Below are 17,059 nucleotides of genomic sequence, written 5' to 3'. Positions count from 1 at the left end.
GGGAGCCTGAGAATCGGTTACGCCTGAACGGCGTTGCGCTCGGCCAGGGCGGCGTCGATCTGCGGATCGTGCTGCCGGGCGAGCCAGTCCAGCAGTTCCGGATACGTGCTGGGATTCCGTGCCAGATACACGCGCAGCTCCGGTGCGTACTGGGCGATCTGTGCGATGGTGAGCACGTCCGTATTCGGGTCGAGCGCCTGCTCCACGGTGAATCCGTACGGATTGCCGTGCTCGTCATCCGCAGGCTGATGGTTCACTGCCTGAGCATTCGCCGTCTGACCTCCCACGGTCTGTGGATTGGGAACCGTCTGATGATGTTCGGGAATCTGGCGTTCATGAATCTGGTGTTCGGGAATCAGCGGGGCGACCGCAGGCTGCGACTGCTCCGGCTGCATCGACAACGACTGCTGAATCGGGATCACCGGGATCGACTGCATGGATGTGGCGACCGGCTGCGAAATCGTTCCCGGCTGCGCGGACACTACCGGCTGTGCTGCGGCGGGCACGGCCTGCACCGGCGTCGATTGGGGACTCTGCAGTACCGGAACCACTGCCGCCACCTGCAGTGCCTGTTCCACGCCATGCGGCGCATCCGCATCGCCGACGGCCACGTTGGACTGCGATTGCGCGCCATTCGGAGTGCTATCCGGAGCATGCTTGCCCACATGATTCGCCTCGTTCACCGCATTCGGTTCCTCCGCGCGCGGCACGACCGGGCCGCCGGACGCCGTATATCCACGGGACGCGGCCTCCGCCTTGGCGCGATCGTCGCCGAATTCGGCGATCCACCGCAGCAGCCCCGGGTAGGCGCGCTCATGGGCAGCCACATTCGCGCCGAAATCGGGATTCTCATAGGCGATCCTCGCCAGAAACACCGGATCCGCATTCGGATCCTGCACCGCCTTGACGGCGGAGTCATAATCGACCATTCCTCTCACTTTCCCTTGTGCTCGGGCTGATGACGGGCTGCCACCGTCCTCAGCGTGTCCAGTGTCGATTCGCCGATGCTGGACAGATCCTCATCACGAGCGATCTTCACATACGACCATGCGGCATCATCGTCGCGCGATGCCATGACGTTATCCGACCCGCACACCGTATCCACCACGATCACCGTGACGTTGTCCTTGCCACCGGCGGCGAGCGCGGCCTCCACCAACGCCTGCACGGCCTCGCGCGGACTGCGATTGACCGCGGCGATCGCGGCGATCGCGTCATCGTCCAATTCGGAATGCAGCCCGTCGGAGCATACGATGAACCGGCCGGGCAGATCGGCGCGGAAATAATCCGGGTCGATGCCCTCCGGCGCGCCAACGCACTGGGTGATGAGATTGCGCGGCACCAGCTGATCGGCTAGTTCCGGCAGCATTACGCCGGCGTCGATCAGCTCCTGACGGCGGGAGTGGTCACGCGTGACCTGCACCATCGACGACGCACGCCATCCGCCACCCGGCTGGGCGTCAAGATGGTAGGTGCGCGAATCGCCGATGTTCACCACATACCACGACGGCATCGCGTCGTCATCGAAGTCCAGCACACAGGGGAATCCCGATCGTCCGGTCGCCGGCAGGGAGTCGACCGTGTCGTCCAGACCGTCAAGATCAAGCTGGGCGGTGATCACCGCATCCGACACCTTGACCATGCCGTCCAACGTGTCGTCCATATCGTCGTCGGACGTACGGTCGTCGGCGGAATCATCCCGCACGGTGGTGCGATGCTCTGTGACGTTGCCCATGCTGGACAGCACCAGACCGGTGAGCGTGGTGCCGGAAACGCCGCCGAGCTCACGGCCGAGCGCGCTCACGTCACGCTGCGCCTCGTCGATGACCGCGGCGATGTCGGCCTTGGAACGTCGGTCGCGATCGATCAGCGACTCGCAGTGGCGAATGGTGCGGGCACTGGCCTCCTGACCGGCCACGCCACCACCCATGCCGTCGCACACCAGGAACAGTCCGCCGTTCGCAAGACCGCGATCCTGATTCATACTGCGTCGGCGGCCGATGTCGCAGATCATCGCCGCATCGAGATACACGTGGGTCATGATGCTCCTTGCATGGTATGGGTACGGAAAATATTACGGATACGAAGCCACCTGCGGGATTGGTCAGGGGAGTCGTCATGGGTCATCGGGTCCACGGGATCGGCGAACAGGCCGCGGACGGACAATCGGGTGGCCCAGGCCCGTCGCTTCGGCATGGATCGCAGCATGCGTTCGCGGATACGATCCACGTCCTGCCAGTAGGCGGCGGCCGTACGCTCGTCCGTATGCTCGCCGGAGAACGCCGCACGGTCGGCACGCCGACTCAGATCGTCCAGGGTGTCGCGCGGCAGGTCGAACTGGTCGGCCAGCATACGGCTCTGCTCGCGTCGTGTGCCGCGGACCGTGGCGCCGCTTTGCGTGGCGAGCATGCAGATCCACCGCCATCCCTGGGCGATGCGCATGCCCGGCGAACCGCGTCCGCGAGCCCGTCGCAGCAGGATCGTCTTGATCAGCAGGATCACGCCGACGACCAGCAGCACGATCCAGACCGGACTGCCGTACAAGGCCACGCGTCCGGCGATCAGACGGAACATGCGCCAGAACGCCGCCGCGTTCGCGTCCGCATCACTGCCGCCGATGTTCGTCTGTCCCTTGGTCTGGTTTTGATCACGCAGCGGATCCTCCAACGGCACCGGAGGCTGACGGACCAGGGTCTGCGGATTCGGGGGAGTGAGATTCTGATCGTCGTCCGGGATCTTCGTCTCCTTGGGCGTGGGGTAGAACGCCACCCACCCGTAGCCGTCGAGCTTGATCTCCACCCAGGCGGCGATGTCATTGCCGGTGAAATCGATGCTCGTGGTGCCGTCGTCGCGTACCGTGGTGCGTGCGTCGGAGATGCCGCCGTCCGAGTCCTTGGGCAGGAAGCCCATCACCACGCGTGACGGCAGGCCGAGTTCACGGGCCATGAGCGCCATCGCGGAAGCGTACTGTTCGCTGTCGCCCACCATGGCGTCGCCGCCCAGCAGCAGATCGATGCGGTATGCGCCGTGACCGGGCAGCGACGGATAATCGCCCTGCAAACCGTGCGAGAACCAGCCGTTGTCCTTGAGCTTGTCAGCGAGTTTCTGCGCCGCGGATCCATCCTTCGACTCGCCGCCGGCGTATGACGTGGCGGTGGACTTCACCGATTCGGGCACGTCCTGCGCCTTCGGTTGGCTGACGGCTGCGGCGTCGGCACCTGCGATCTGCCGCGAATTCGGCTGCGCGGTGATGACGCCTCGTTCCGTATAGGTGAGATTGGTGCGCAGACCGGTGGACAGCAGCGCCGACTCGGTGCCGGTGTTGTAGTAGAACGACTGCGACAGATCATCCGAGCCGAACGATACCGAGGACGCGGTGCCGGCCAACGGCATCCACACGTCGCCGAGTCCGTTGTGCACGGTGAACGTGGCGGTGAACGACTTGCCTTTCGTCGTGTCGGTGTCGGACTTGTCGCTGCCAATGGTGTCGCCCACACGGCGATAGTCGGAGGAGCCGAACGCCGCCGACGAGTCGGACAGATTCCACACCGAACCGTCGAAACGGTCCATCACCGCCAGGCGGACCGGCGTGCCGGCCGGCAGTCCGGTGACGGTGAGCAGTTTGTCGTCCTTATGATCCTTCACATAGGATCGCAGTCCGCTCAACGGACTCGTGTAGTCATACGGACTGAGCGGCGGTTCGTAATGATCGCGCAGCACCTGACGCTGGCCGGTCAGCGCGATCGCCGCACCGCAGGCGCCGGCCGCGGCCAATACCACGATCAGTACGGCGGCCAGCAGACGGTTCGCCTCGAGTAGTCGCATGCGCCAACTCATCCAGATCAGCATCGCCAAGGCGATCAGCACACCGACGACGGCCGGATGAAAACCCGACGACGTGCCCAATGCGGCGCATACGGCGAGATCGGCCATCACGATGGCCAGCGACAGCAGCGAGAACAGCGCATTGGCGGCGAGCGCGAACACGCCCGACAGGAACGTGGACCACAATACGACGGTCCACAACGCCATCAGATCACCACTGCTGGTGCCCACCGCCGGCTCTATCGCGATGATGTACTTGAACGCCCCGAGCGTGGCGGACGCCCCTTGGGAAAGCGTGTCGAGCGTGGGAATCACCCGCGCGACCGTGGTGCCGGGCAGGGCGATCACCGGGCCGATCACGAACTGGGCGACGACAAGGAACAACAGCTGCCACCACAGGCGCAATGCGGAGTTCAGCCCGGCGAGCGCGCAGGCGATGCCGATCAGTGCGGCTGGTATGGCGCAGACCGCCCACGCGGCGGGGGAGCCGTAGACGGCGAGCAGATTCAATGCGGCCGTGAGGTTGGCAAGCACGATGAGCGTGGCGCTGACGAGCACGGTCCGGTCGGAACGGACGCGTACCGGAATGCGACGACGGGGAAGACCTGTTTTCGTGCCGGTGCCCTGCGTACGGCTGTGGGAGAACTGGATGATCGGATTGGGCGAGTCCGCCCAGGATCCGGGAACGGTGGAACGTGCGGTGCGGCGTGTGATGGAGGTCATGCCATGGCCTCCATGATGAGCGGCAGATCATCGAGATCGCCGACGGTGGCGAGCGAGAACCCGTCGAATCGGCGTAGGGACCGCTCCGCGCCCGGTTCGGCGCGCAGAACCAGTCGCGCCGAACCCTGCGGCATGCTGAGCATCATGCGTTTGACGACGTCGTCGTGCTTGCCCGAGCCCACGGTGAAGCAGTAGAGCGACGCATCGGGACAGTGGTCCAATGCCGCGGCGGCAAGATTTGTCTTCTCCTGAGCATCTGGTTCGATGGCGCTGCACGCGTCGAGGAACGCCATCGAGGTGCGTGGAGCATCCTCCTGGCCTCCGGCCATGGTGCGTAGCGGCCGATGCTGCAGCAGACACTGCACGCCGATCGACGCATGAATGGACACGGCGAGCTCGAATTCCTCACGACTGGCGTAATCCCGGGGATTCACACCGAGCGCAAGCACGGTGGTGGTGCGTCTGGTGGCCTCGTACTGGCGGATCATCAGCGTGCCGGCCTTCGCGGTGGACAGCCAGTGCACGTTGCGCATGTCGTCGCCGGGTTCGTATTCGCGCAGTCCGTAGAAGTCGAGATCGTCATCCACGATGTCGCCGCTGGGCTGGCCTTCCAGATCGCGTTGGATGCCGGCGTCGAGTGTATGCAGACGTGCCGTGCGGGGATGGATGTACACGCTGATCCGTTCGGCGATGGTCTTCTCGTGACGGATCAGACCGAACGGGTCGCCCTTGCGTACGCGCAGCGGTCCCACGGACAGGACGGCACGGGATGCGGCGGTGAACGTCACGCCGGTCTGCTTGCTTTGCCGCGGCGCCAACGCGGGAATGGGAAACCCCTCATGATCGTCGCCGATTGTGATGTCGCCGTGCGCGTGGGCGGTGGCGGCCCGTCCGGGATTACTCACCGTCACCTCCACATCGACCGTGTCGCCGACGGTGATGCGACGTGCCGGCACGTCGAGCGTCGCCGAGAATCCGGTGTTGCCCAGCGACATCACAACCGCGACGATCAGCAGAATCGCCCACAGCGTGGCGGTGGCGAGCAGTTCGTCCCAGCCGAGAACCGCATACCCGGCGGCGCACAGTACGGTGGCAGCCAGTATGGTCCACCCGAGCGGGGAGACATAGTCCCGGAGAAAACGCAGTGCGTGCAGCACCGGCGTCGGCGGACGCAGCCGCGGCATGGTGATCGGTCGTGTCATGGCCATGCCCCTATGCGCCGATGGTGGGGGCGACCACGTCATCCAGCACCGATTCGATCACGCCGTTGGCGGTGTCGCCGGCGAACGTGGCCTCGGGCGTGAGGATCACGCGATGCGCAAGCACGACCACCGCAAGATCCTTCACATCCGACGGCACCACATAGCCGCGCGAATCGGCCGCGGCCCACACGCGAGCCGAACGGACAAGCGCGAGCGCGCCGCGAATGGAGGAGCCGACGGCAAGCCTGTCGTTGTGCCGCGTGGCCTCCACGAGTCGGACGACATATTCGAGAATCGCATCGTCGACGCGCACGGTTTCCGCGATCCGGCGCATGGCGAGCACGTCGGCGGCGGTCGTGACGGGATGGATCGTGGCCGCACGATCACGGATGCCCGCCTCGCGAAGAATGTTCAGACTGGCGTCATGACCGGGGTCGCCCAGCGACGTCTTGATCAGGAAACGGTCGAGCTGCGCCTCGGGCAGACGATAGGTGCCCAGCTGTTCGATCGGGTTCTGCGTGGCGATGACCATGAACGGCTGCGGCACGTCGTGGGTCACGCCGTCGACGGTGACCTTCTGCTCCTCCATGACCTCCAGCAGTGCGGACTGCGTCTTCGGCGAGGCACGGTTGATTTCGTCGGCGAGCACGGTGGCCGCGAACACCGGACCGTTGCGGAACGTGAAGGCGCCGGTCTGCTGATCGTAGAAGGTGACACCCACCACGTCGCCGGGCAGCAGATCGGGGGTGAACTGGATACGCTTGAACGGCGCGTCGATCGAATTGGCAAGCGCTCGCGCCAGCTGGGTCTTGCCGGTGCCGGGATTGTCCTCGAGTAGGACGTGGCCGCCGGCCATGAGCGCGGTCACGCATTGCCGGATGGTCTCGTCCTTGCCGATGACCGCCTTCGACACGTTGCGCACGATCGCGTTGAACACCTCGCCGAACCGTGCGATGGATGCTTCAGAAGCGGACGCGGCCGCCGCTGATACGGGTGCCGGCCGCCGGCCCTGGGCGCGCGCGGCCTGCTGGTCATGGCGGATCAGCGGCTGCGGTGCTGGCTGCGACATCGGCTGCGCAGCGGAGTGTCGAATGAGCGGCTGGCCCATCGGTTGCGTGGGAACGGTATGCGTGGGAACGGCCGCGTGCGGGGAACGACCTGTGCCATGCGGCAGTGCGCCCAGCAGCGTCTCATCGGAATCCACGGGCGTCGTTCGCGCGCCGCCGTTGCGTGCGCCTGCGGAACCGGCGTTCGGACCGGTGCCGGTGCCTGCAGACGGCCGCATCCGGTTCGTGGACACCTGCGTCGCCTCGGTGTCGTCCGAGCCGTCCGACGGGTCCGCCGACGGGATCGGTGAGAACCCGCGGAATCGTCCCAGGCGGGTCACGTCGTCATCCATGTTGCTGTCAGCCATGTCGTTCTCCTTCATGAGGACATCGGGAAGCGTACCAGATCCGCCGCCGCGCTGCGTACGACGAACCACCCGCCATCGGTCAGATACGAGGCCGTGGACGCGTTGGGGCGGATGCCGTGGATCGTCTGATCGCCCGAATCGGCGTTCAGCGACGCATCCTCTCCCTTGAGCGACACCTTCAGCCGCCACTTGGACGGGTCTGCGGAACCGCCAAGCTGCGCCAGGTCGATCACGGTGCCGTCGGCCGTCGACGCGTTCGGCACGGCCGTGCCGTCCACGCTCAGTTCGATCACCGGCTCCTTGCCATACGTGTTCACCGCCGAGCCGTTCGTGTTGTGCACGATCAGATGGTTGCGGTCAGAGGAGTCCCATTCCAGCCAGAATCCGTTCGTATCGATCGTGGGCGCCACCTTGTACACGTATCCGGTGGGTTCGCTTGCGGTCACCGTCTCACCGGCATGACCGTTCAGTGACTGCGTGGCCGTGGCTGTCGGGCAGCTCGTCCACGGGCTCAGGTTCACGGTGAGCGAGCCGTTCGCATCCGTGCTTGACTTGTCGCCGAAACTCACCGACACGCTGTCGAACAGGCCGTTGGCCTTCCACGTGGCCGTGCACGAGCCACCGTTGGCGCTCACCTGCACGTCGGGGCGCGCCACCTCGGTCTGCGGCACGATCGTCTGCGACACCGTGGCGCCATGCGTGCCCTCACGCGACGGCGTGACCGTGACCGACACCGAGACCTCCCTGAAGTACTCGCCCTTGTCGATCGTGAAGCTGAACGACCGTTCCGTACACGACACCGGGCCGCCACGGCTGACCGTCACGCTCGCGCATCCCGCACCGTGATCGTTGATCTCGCCGATCGTGCCGCGGATCGTGTCGCCGGACTGCTCCAGCGTGAGCGACGGCGGGTCGATGTCGCCCCACGGGGTGCCCGGCTGGCCGCTGACGGCCTCGGGTCCGTCGCCGGCGCGGTTATGCGCCTTCACCGTGGCGGAGAACGCCGAGCCGCCGGCGTTGTTGTCCACGGAGAACGTGGCGGACGTGCCGGTCACGGTCTGCGTCTGCGTGCCACCGGCGCCGTTGATCGTCACCGTGTACGATTCCGGCGTGCCGCCGTCCTCGCCCGGCGCCGACCAGTTCACCGTCACCGCATGATAGCCGCCGGTCACGGTCACCCCTCCTGGCGCCGCGGGCACACGGTCGGGCGTGGCCTTCACCGTGTTCGACGACTTGGACCAGCCGACCTCGTTGCGCGCACGCACGGTGAACGAGTATTCGCGCCCGTTCTCCAATCCCGTGACCAGACACGTGGTGCTCGTGCCGCACGAAAGGGAACCGCCGTCATAATCCACCTGATACTCCACGATCGGACTGCCGTTCGCCGAGCCGGGCGTCCACGATAGGCTCACCGCACCGTCGGACGGCAGATCGGTGACCGGCGACAGCAACGGCGCGTCCGGCAGCCCCAGGACCGACACCGTGATCGTGGCACTCACCCTGCGCGACTCGTCGCCCGTACCGTCCTCGACCGTGACCACGACACGGTTCGTGGACGCCGGGGCATCCTGCGCCGCGGTGATCGACACCGTGCCGTCCTGCGCGGTCGACGCCGACACATGCGATCCGTCGCTCGACGCTCCCACGATCTTCAACGGCGTATCGGGGAACGGATTGTATGCATCCTGCAGCACGTTCACCTGCTGCGTCTCCCCGGCCTTGATCTTCACCGCCACATCGGGCACGCGGGCCAACGGACGATCCGTCTGCGTCACCCGTAGCGTCACGCCGGTCTTGACCTGACCGGAACCGTAGTCGATCGTCAACGGCAGATTCACCGTGGTACCGGGCTTGGCGTCCTTCGGCGCACTCACCGTCAGCTCGCCGTTCTTCGCCACCGTGGCGGTGACCGGCGTGGACAGCCCCGACGACGAATACGCGTACGACGACGCGTCGGAACCATCCGGCGCCTTGGTGAACGCGGATAGGGAGATCGTCTTCGCGTCCTCGCCGGGCACCACATCCACCGTCGGCGAGGAGAACGTGGGTGCGGGAGCATCCTTGCCCACCACCGTGATCGGCAGGGTCAGCACCGCGGAATTCACGATCGCGCCCTTGCCCTTGCGGCCGTCCACCGCGGTGAACGTGATCGACGCCGGACCCGAATAGTCCTTGGCCGCCGTGAACCGCAGCGTCGTCTCGTTCACATACAGGCTGCCGCCATCCGACTTGGTGGCGCTCACCGAATCCTTCGACGCGATCAGCGCGGTCTTGCCCGCGCCCACGCGCACATGATCGGCGATGGGAATGTCGATCGACTCGCCGGCGCGCACCGTGAGCTCCGGCGCCTTCGGACGCAGCGTCGGCGGGAACACGCCGTAGGCGGGCACCTGAATGAACGCGGTGGACGTCACGTTGTACCGCGTGTTCGTCACCGTGTACGGCACGGCGCGCGCGGCATCGGTCAGATCCACCGAAATCACCGTCGACGACGAGCCGCCCTTGCGGCGTGCATGATCGGTCGCGCTCGCATCCACGTTCACCTCAAGATCGTCCACGCTGCCGGACGGGTTCGCGATCCAGTCGCGCACATCCACATCCACGGTGCGCTTGTCCACCGTGGCGCTGGCCGGCACCTTGTAGTCATAGGCGGTGGGAGGCGAGATCGGCGCATCGTCGGCGACGGTCACGCTCAGCGTGGCGGTGTCGGTAAGCCCCGCCTTGGTCTTCGCCGTATACATCACGTAGGCGGTGCCGGGGGAGTCGGGCGCCGTGAACTCCACCATGTCGTCCTTCACCTTGGCGGAATCCAATCCCTGCGTGGTCAGCTGCGAGTCAAGCGTCAGGCTCTCGTCGTCGCCGGAGATGTCGTTGAGCAGCACCGGCACATCCACCTTGGTGCCGGGGCGTACGGCGATCGTGTCGTCGCGGGCGAACACGCCGGAATCGGAACCTCCGCGGAACACGCCCACACGGATCTGCGCCTGCGCACGCTGGCCGGTCCAATCCTCCACGGCGTAGGTGAACGTGTCGGTGCCCGACGAATCCGCGTACGCCTCGTAGATCAGATAGTCGGCCCCCACCTCGGTGACTCGGCCGAGCGACGGCACGGTGTTGCCCAGGCCGCTCAACGTGTCGCCGTCGCCGTCCACGTCGATGCCGGTGAGGTCGATCGGAATGCGTACTTTGTCGCCGGCCGCCACCTGCGCGGTCACGTCCGCCGGCGTGGGCGCCGGTTTGCCGGCGGCGTCCGAGGCGTGCACGGCGATGGTGATCGTGCCGGACGCCGTATTGCCCAGCGAGTCGCGCACGGTATAGGTGACGGGGAACGATCCCTCCTTGTCTCCCGCCTGATATCGCACGGTGTCGCCGGAGACGAACACAAGTCCGGAGAACGTCTGCTTGTCGTAGGTCAGATCGGTGTCGAGCGTCACGGTGCCGGTTGCCGTCACATGGTCGAGCACGTCGATCGTCACGATGCCGCCGGTACGCACCTGCGCGTTGATGTTGCCCGCCTTGGGGGCCGACGACTGACTGGTCGACGTGGGCGGCTGCAGGATGATGCGTCCTTCGGAACTGCCCTGCGCGTTGGCCACGGTGTATGTGACCGACACCGGTTTGGTCGGCGTCTGCCGTGCGGTCAGATACACGCGCTTGTTGCCCACCAGACCGGCCTTGATGCCGGTGTTCGGATCCACGCTCACTGACGTGACGGCCAGCACGCCGCCCAGCGGATCCACATCGTTGGTCAGCGGGTCCACGATCGCGGTGTTGCCGCTGCCGAGCAGCGCCACGTCGTTGGTCGCCACCGGCTTAGAGGAGTCTCCGCTCGCCTTGGCGACCTCGATGCGTGCCAGACCGGTAGCCTGCTTCGACCCCTGCAGAATGCTGTACGGCACGTAGTAGGTGCCGGGATTGGCCGCGGTGAACGTAAACGACATGGTTTCGGCGTTGGCCGTGGCGGTGGCGCCATCCGGCTGGGAGACGGAACCGAGCTGCACCGGCTGCGTGGAATTGCCATGCACGTACGGTTTGAGATCCACCGTGGTGCTTGTTCCCGGCTGGGCCTGCCTGACCACCGGATCGATGACGGGGGAGAGCGTGTTCGCGGGGCGGATGGAGAAGTAGATGGTGCCCGTGCCGGTCTGCTCGCCGTCGGATACGGTCACGTCCACGGCCACACGGCCCGTGGTCTGCGACCCGGTGTTGAACACGAGCTGGCCGTCGGACCGTGTGGAGACCATCACCTGATCGGAGTTCGTGGGATTCGCCGACACCAGCGTCATCGGGTCGCCATCGTCGTCGGAGAAGCTCGCCAATGCGTTCGCCGTGTATGCGGCGCCCTGCTCCACCTGATATTCGGGCGGCACGTCGGTCTGCGCCGGCGCGTGATCGCCGTCCGACGTGAGATTCAGCGTCACGGTGGCGGAGGACGACTGGCCATGGCCGTCGGAGATCGAATACGAGAATCGTACGGTGCCCGCGCCGGCCTGCGTGGCGTCGAGCTGCAGATACCGGCCGTCGTACACTGGCGCGACGCTCACGCCGCCGCCCGGCGACTCCACCTTCTCGATGTGCAGCACCGAACAGTCGGTCTGTTCGTCGTTGCGCAGCACATCAAGGATCTGCTCGCTGCCGGTACGGGCGCCGAACGTGTCGTCCACCGCCTTGATCGACCCCGATGTGGCCGAACACGACTGGGCGAAGTCACGATGATTGTCCGCCGTGTTCTGATTGTCGCGGCTGGTGGTGGGGTTCTCGGACCGGATCTGGTTCCACTGCAGTTTGATCGCGTCCGTGGAATCGTCAGGATTCCACACCTTGCCGTCCGTCACATCGTTGAGTACCACCAGACGATGATTCGTGCGGAACCGCAGCTGCGACGTGGCATCGACATCCTTGAGCGTGACGAACTGGGCGGTCCTACCGGAGGCGTTGCCGCCGTTCACGTCGCACACCTTGATGAAGTTGTCGGCGTCACGGCTCCATGCCGCCCAGACGCATCCGCCCGACGACACGGGACGCGCGGCCTCGCCCTCGCCGCCGGCCGCCAACGCCGTGGGGTCGGCCCCGGGACGGTCAAGATTCACCAGATACAGGCCGGCGTTCGTGACCGCCGCCACCCAATTGCGCTGCGCGTCGTCCGTGGGGGGATCCTGCAACGTCGCCTTGCCGGTGATCGGCAGATCGGCCTTGCCCTTGGGCGTGATCACCGTAGCGCCGGACGTGGCCACCGGAGTGCCGCTCACCACCGTGAAATCATCGACGTTCAAACGCTTGCCGTCGTTGAGCGAACCCCATTCGCGCGGCGTGACGCCACGGGGATCGTCAAGCGTCAGCACCATGGCGTCGGAGGGACGATACCCGTAGATCACTCCGTTGTGGTCCACGGCCACCTTGCCGCCCGAGCCGAGCTTCATGACCGGACTGCCGGTCGTGGGCGTCACGGCGTCGACTGCGTCGGAGTCACCGGCCCAGACATTGCCCGTCTTGGTGTTGAAGAACACGACGGTGGTGCCCGACACGATGGTCTGCGTGTCGGAACGAATATCGGTACGGCCGTCTACGGCCACGGTGGATGCGGAGATCTGCAGCGCATCCGAATCCTCGGTGAGTACGGTGTCGGCCCCCGACTGTCCCACGTCGAAGTTCGCCGCGGACGAGGAGACCGACGCATCGGCCTCCTTGAGACGAACGTTGAACCGGGCGGCCTTCTGATCGCTGATCGACGTGACCCACACCGTGCCGTCGTCGAGCTGCACATGCCGACGGGTGATCGATTCGACGACGATCGCACCGACCACAATGCCGACGATCAACAGCAGGCCGACGATCGGCGCCAGCCAACGGTTGCGGAAAAACGGCGCAAGCGGACTGCGACGCCGAACCATCCGTGACGTCGAACGCGCGGCAGACCGATGCTCGCGACCCATGACACCCCCTGTTCCAATCCGGCCCGACGGCCGGAAACATATGAGTCATGATAGGCCGAACCAATGGAAGCCGACACCCGTCAGCCCCCGTCTGCACACTACCTGCGGACCGCGCACGCGGTGGCCGGCGACTGTGACATGCGTCGGTTCTCGCGCACGATGCTCACCTGAATGCACGTCTGATCGTCGGTCACGTCGTCAAGACGCAGCGTGGTGGAATCCGTGAGCGTGGCATTCGCCTCCTGACGGCCGGCGTCGCCGGTGATGCGCGTCCACGAATACCGGTCGCCGGCCCGAGGATCGGGGTTCGTCCACGTGAACGTGACCGACGTGCCGTCATACGATCCGGTCAGATCGGTCGGTGACGGCACGGACTCGCCGTTCGCGTCGCCGGAAGACGCGTCGCCTCCGGACGAGCCGGTGGAATCGTCTCCGGACGACGATGACGGACCACCCAACGACGACAGATCGTCCCCGACCGTCGCGGACCTCCCGCCGGACACGGCATCGACGTTCGGCAGCACCAGCGTGACGAACAACGCCACCGCGGCGATCGCTGCAGCCACCACACCCGCCGCGACAATGACACGCCGCCGCCCATGGCGCTCCGGAGCCGTCTGCGGCAGGGCACCGGCGCGAACGGATCGTCCCCCCATACCGTCCGATCGCCGTGCCGCATCGCCTCGACCTCGCTGGCCGGCGCGATCCTGCGGATACTGCGGCACATCCTCGACCGTCACCGGCGTCTGATGGCCATACTCGCGCAGCTGCACGCGCTGCATGTCACGGGCGAACTCCAGCGCCGAATAATAGCGGTCATCGGGATCCTTGGCCATCGCCTTGCGCAGCACATCCTCGAACCCCTTCGGCACGTCCGGGCGGCGGATATGCGGCAGCTCGCCATGCACGATCGTGCGCGCCAGCTCGTCACGATCGTGCACCTCGTATCCATATTCGAACGGGGAACGCCCCACCAGCAGCGCGAACAGCGTGGCCGCCAGCGAATAGATGTCGGCCGTCTCCGAACCGGAGGAGCGTCCGGTCAGCACCTCGGGAGGCGCCCAGGGAATCGAAAAACCCATCACGCCGGTGGCGTAGATGGTGGCCGAAATGCCGAAATCCGCCAACAACGGCAGACCCTGGGCGGAAATGAGAATATTGCCCGGCTTCAGATCACGATGAATGATGCCCTGCTTATGAGCGGCGTACAGGGCGCTCGCCACATTGATGCCACACGACAGCACCTCGTCCACGGACAGCTGCCGGCGCTTCATCAGATCCCGGTAGCTGCCGGCGCTCGCATACTCGAGCACCATGTAGCCACGTCCGTCGGCGGTGATGCCGGCGTTGTAGATGGTCACGATGAACGGATGCTCGGACAGTCTCGCCATGAAATCCGCCTCATCGTGGAAACGGCGGCGCACGCCGGCATCGGTGATCGGCCGGTTGCCCACCTTGATCGCCACCTGACGATTCGGTACGCGCTGCCGGTACAGGAACACGGTGGCCGTGCCGCCGGAACCCAGCGTGCGGATGAAATCGTAGCCCTCAAGATCGGGCGGATCGGCGATCATCATGATGGTACGGACCACTACTCCCTGCAATCGAGTGTCATTGTCTGCATCCTACCGCACCGGCCTTGCGCCGGTCTGGGAAACCACCGTTGCAAGTAACCGCCGATGGCTAGAATATTCGCTCGGAAACGATTGCGATGATCGTCGAAGGTGATGGCGGTCATGAGTGATGCGAGAGAAAGGGTTGCCGGCATGGAATACTGCACCAATTGTGGTTCTGCACTGGAGCCAGACGCCAAGTTCTGCACGAACTGCGGTGCCGCCGTGGAGACGTCGTCCAACGATACGAACGCTGCGGAGCAGCCCGCGCAGGCCATGCCGGTGCAGCCGAGCTGGTCCACGCCCACACAGCCGGTGCCTCAGAATACCGCGCCGCGAAACACGATGCCGCAGCAGGGTGCGCCGTCGCCGACCATGCCGACTACGAATGCCATGCCGCCGAATGGTTCGCCGGTACCGCCGGTGCAGCCGCCCATGGACCAGCCGCCGGTGCCCGGTCAGCCGCCGGTGCAGACGGGAGACGGTACTCCGAAGCCGAAGGGCAAGCCCAACATTCCCGTCATCGTCGCGGCCGCCGTGCTCGTCGTCGCCCTGCTGGGCGTCGGCATCGCATATGGTGTGCTCGGCTCCGGCAAAACGAAGGAGGCATCCCCGGCCGCAACGTCGAGCGTCGCCTCACCCAAGACACAGCCCTCCGCATCATCGAGTGCCAAGGCGGGCGTTTCACTCAATGCCGACAAGCTGCAGTCCATCGTCAGCGGATACTCCGAGACCGAAGCCGCGGTGAGCGTGGTCCCCGTGGGGGAGAACGACGAATTCGACTCCCGTCAGGCCAACACCAAGTTCGTGGCCGCCGGCCTGTATCTGCCCGTCTATCTGGCGGCGAAGGACTCCGGCAACTCGGGAGCTGTCTCCTCGGCGGAGACCATGATGCGCACCATGGACAACGATTCCGGCAACGCGGCGGTCTCCGACCTCGGCGGGCTGTCGGCACTCAACGGTTGGCTGGGCGGCGCCGGATACTCCAACACCGACTTCCAGCGCGCGTTCGGTGATGTTGAGGCGTCGAACTCCGGCTACGAGAACTACACGTCGGCCGCCGACGCGGCCAAGATGCTCGCCGCCACGGCCACCGACGGCGGTACGAATCTGCTCTCCTACGATCTGGCCAGCGAAGGCGTGACCACGCCCTCCGGCGTCACGCTCAACGGTCACCGAGGGCAGGGCATCAAGAACTCCTACAACTTCTTCATCCTGATGAAGACCGGCAAGACGACCATGGCCGTGTCCGTGCTCACGCAGAACCTTGGCAAGGACACCGCCGTGTCACTGACCAACGACATCCTCGCCGAAGTCGCCGCCGAGGTGCAGTGAGCCATGGGCAAGCACATCCGCGCGGTTCCCGCCAATCACCGGACGATCAGAATCATCATCGCGGCACTGGTCACCATCCTCGTCGTGGTCGGAATCGTCTGGGCGGCGTCCACACGCCTGATCGTGAAGGACACCACGCCCAACGCCTCGGCCAGCGCGTCGTCCGAAGCCGAAAAACGGCAGCCGACTGGCGGGGCCAGCGCCACGGCCACACCCAGCGACGATCCGACCGCCGCGGCCAAGCAGGCCAGACAGGCCCAGCTCGACACGCTGAAGGGCACACTCGAGCAGCAGCTCGGCGGATACTCCGGCACCTGGTCGCTCTACGTGGAGGATCTGACCACCGGGGCATCCATCTCGATCAACGACCATCGACAGCCCAGCGCGTCGGTGATCAAACTGTACGTGATGCTTGCCGTCTACGATCAGATCGCGCAGGGCAAGCTCACCGAAACCGCCGACATCGACACCCTGCTCACGCAGATGATCACCGTCAGCTCGAACCAGGCCACCAACACGCTGGTGAAGACGCTGGGCGGCGGCGACGCACAGGCCGGGTTCATGATCGTCAACGACACGGCCAAGGCCAACGGGTTCACCGAAACCGCGATGAACGACCTGCTCTACGATTCCGGCACACACGACTCCAGTCTCAAGCAGACCTCGGCGAACGACGCCGGCGCCTTCATGGCGAAGGTGTACCGCGGCCAGCTCGTCTCCGCCGACACCAGCGCGAAGATGCTCGACCTGCTGCTCGGTCAGACCCGTCGCACCAAGATCCCCGCCGGCGTGCCCGACGGCACCAAAGTGGCCAACAAGACCGGCGAGATTCCCGGAACCGAAAACGATGCGGCGATCGTATACGGCACCAAGGGCGACTACGTGATCACCGTGATGAGCGAGGACGTGGACAACTCCACGGCGCAGGCCAACATCCGCGCCATCTCCGGTACGGTCTGGGACGCGATGAACCAGTAGGCCGGGATGGTGTGCGACTCGCCGTCCGATGGCTTT

The 17,059-nt window shown here is 65.7% G+C and carries 9 protein-coding genes; 2 read left to right on the top strand and 7 right to left on the bottom strand.

Going from position 1 to position 17,059, the window contains the following annotated elements; genetic code table 11:
* Positions 1 to 17: 17 nt before the first annotated feature.
* The 7 genes from D2E23_RS03035 to D2E23_RS03005 form a co-directional block, all read right to left on the bottom strand.
* On the bottom strand, positions 18 to 929 hold the full coding sequence (locus D2E23_RS03035) for a variant leucine-rich repeat-containing protein (protein ID WP_126029524.1): 912 nt from the start codon (positions 927 to 929) through the stop codon (positions 18 to 20).
* 5 nt (positions 930 to 934) lie between these two features.
* Entirely contained in the window at positions 935 to 2,041 is a 1,107-nt protein-coding gene (locus tag D2E23_RS03030; RefSeq protein ID WP_126029523.1) for a PP2C family protein-serine/threonine phosphatase, read from the bottom strand.
* Complete coding sequence (locus D2E23_RS03025) at positions 2,038 to 4,548, bottom strand: transglutaminase TgpA family protein (protein ID WP_126029522.1); 2,511 nt, start codon at positions 4,546 to 4,548, stop codon at positions 2,038 to 2,040. The genes D2E23_RS03030 and D2E23_RS03025 overlap by 4 nt, the downstream gene beginning before the upstream one ends.
* A complete protein-coding gene (locus D2E23_RS03020) occupies positions 4,545 to 5,756 on the bottom strand; it encodes a DUF58 domain-containing protein (RefSeq protein WP_420897285.1) in 1,212 nt (403 codons plus the stop codon). Before D2E23_RS03020 ends, D2E23_RS03025 begins: the two co-directional genes overlap by 4 nt.
* A 4-nt stretch (positions 5,757 to 5,760) precedes the next feature.
* Positions 5,761 to 7,164 (bottom strand): AAA family ATPase, encoded by a 1,404-nt coding sequence (locus D2E23_RS03015; protein WP_241227187.1) that lies wholly within the window; start codon positions 7,162 to 7,164, stop codon positions 5,761 to 5,763.
* Positions 7,165 to 7,175: 11 nt separating this feature from the next.
* Positions 7,176 to 13,055 (bottom strand): Ig-like domain-containing protein, encoded by a 5,880-nt coding sequence (locus D2E23_RS03010; RefSeq protein WP_164520645.1) that lies wholly within the window; start codon positions 13,053 to 13,055, stop codon positions 7,176 to 7,178.
* 140 nt (positions 13,056 to 13,195) lie between these two features.
* Complete coding sequence (locus tag D2E23_RS03005; protein ID WP_241227186.1) at positions 13,196 to 14,689, bottom strand: serine/threonine-protein kinase; 1,494 nt, start codon at positions 14,687 to 14,689, stop codon at positions 13,196 to 13,198.
* Positions 14,690 to 14,833: 144 nt separating this feature from the next.
* On the opposite strand from D2E23_RS03005, the gene D2E23_RS11910 reads away from it, so the two are divergent.
* On the top strand, positions 14,834 to 16,045 hold the full coding sequence (locus D2E23_RS11910; RefSeq protein ID WP_164520644.1) for a zinc-ribbon domain-containing protein: 1,212 nt from the start codon (positions 14,834 to 14,836) through the stop codon (positions 16,043 to 16,045).
* A gap of 3 nt (positions 16,046 to 16,048) precedes the next feature.
* The gene (locus tag D2E23_RS02995; RefSeq protein ID WP_126029518.1) at positions 16,049 to 17,023 is read left to right on the top strand and encodes a serine hydrolase; all 975 of its coding nucleotides are present in this window, start codon (positions 16,049 to 16,051) and stop codon (positions 17,021 to 17,023) included.
* Positions 17,024 to 17,059 lie beyond the last annotated feature (36 nt).

Source organism: Bifidobacterium callimiconis, assembly GCF_003952005.1.
Classification (GTDB): Bacteria; Actinomycetota; Actinomycetes; order Actinomycetales; family Bifidobacteriaceae; genus Galliscardovia; species Galliscardovia callimiconis.
Note: the sequence above shows the minus strand (reverse complement) of the source record. Positions and strands in the feature narration are given on the sequence as shown.

Bases quoted from the DNA above. Each gene is read 5' to 3' on its own strand.
- D2E23_RS03035 (WP_126029524.1), bottom strand. From the start codon at position 929: ATGGTCGATTATGACTCCGCCGTCAAGGCGGTGCAGGATCCGAATGCG.
- D2E23_RS03030 (WP_126029523.1), bottom strand. From the start codon at position 2,041: ATGACCCACGTGTATCTCGATGCGGCGATGATCTGCGACATCGGCCGC.
- D2E23_RS03025 (WP_126029522.1), bottom strand. From the start codon at position 4,548: ATGACCTCCATCACACGCCGCACCGCACGTTCCACCGTTCCCGGATCC.
- D2E23_RS03020 (WP_420897285.1), bottom strand. From the start codon at position 5,756: ATGGCCATGACACGACCGATCACCATGCCGCGGCTGCGTCCGCCGACG.
- D2E23_RS03015 (WP_241227187.1), bottom strand. From the start codon at position 7,164: ATGGCTGACAGCAACATGGATGACGACGTGACCCGCCTGGGACGATTC.
- D2E23_RS03010 (WP_164520645.1), bottom strand. From the start codon at position 13,055: ATGGTTCGGCGTCGCAGTCCGCTTGCGCCGTTTTTCCGCAACCGTTGG.
- D2E23_RS11910 (WP_164520644.1), top strand. From the start codon at position 14,834: ATGAGTGATGCGAGAGAAAGGGTTGCCGGCATGGAATACTGCACCAAT.
- D2E23_RS02995 (WP_126029518.1), top strand. From the start codon at position 16,049: ATGGGCAAGCACATCCGCGCGGTTCCCGCCAATCACCGGACGATCAGA.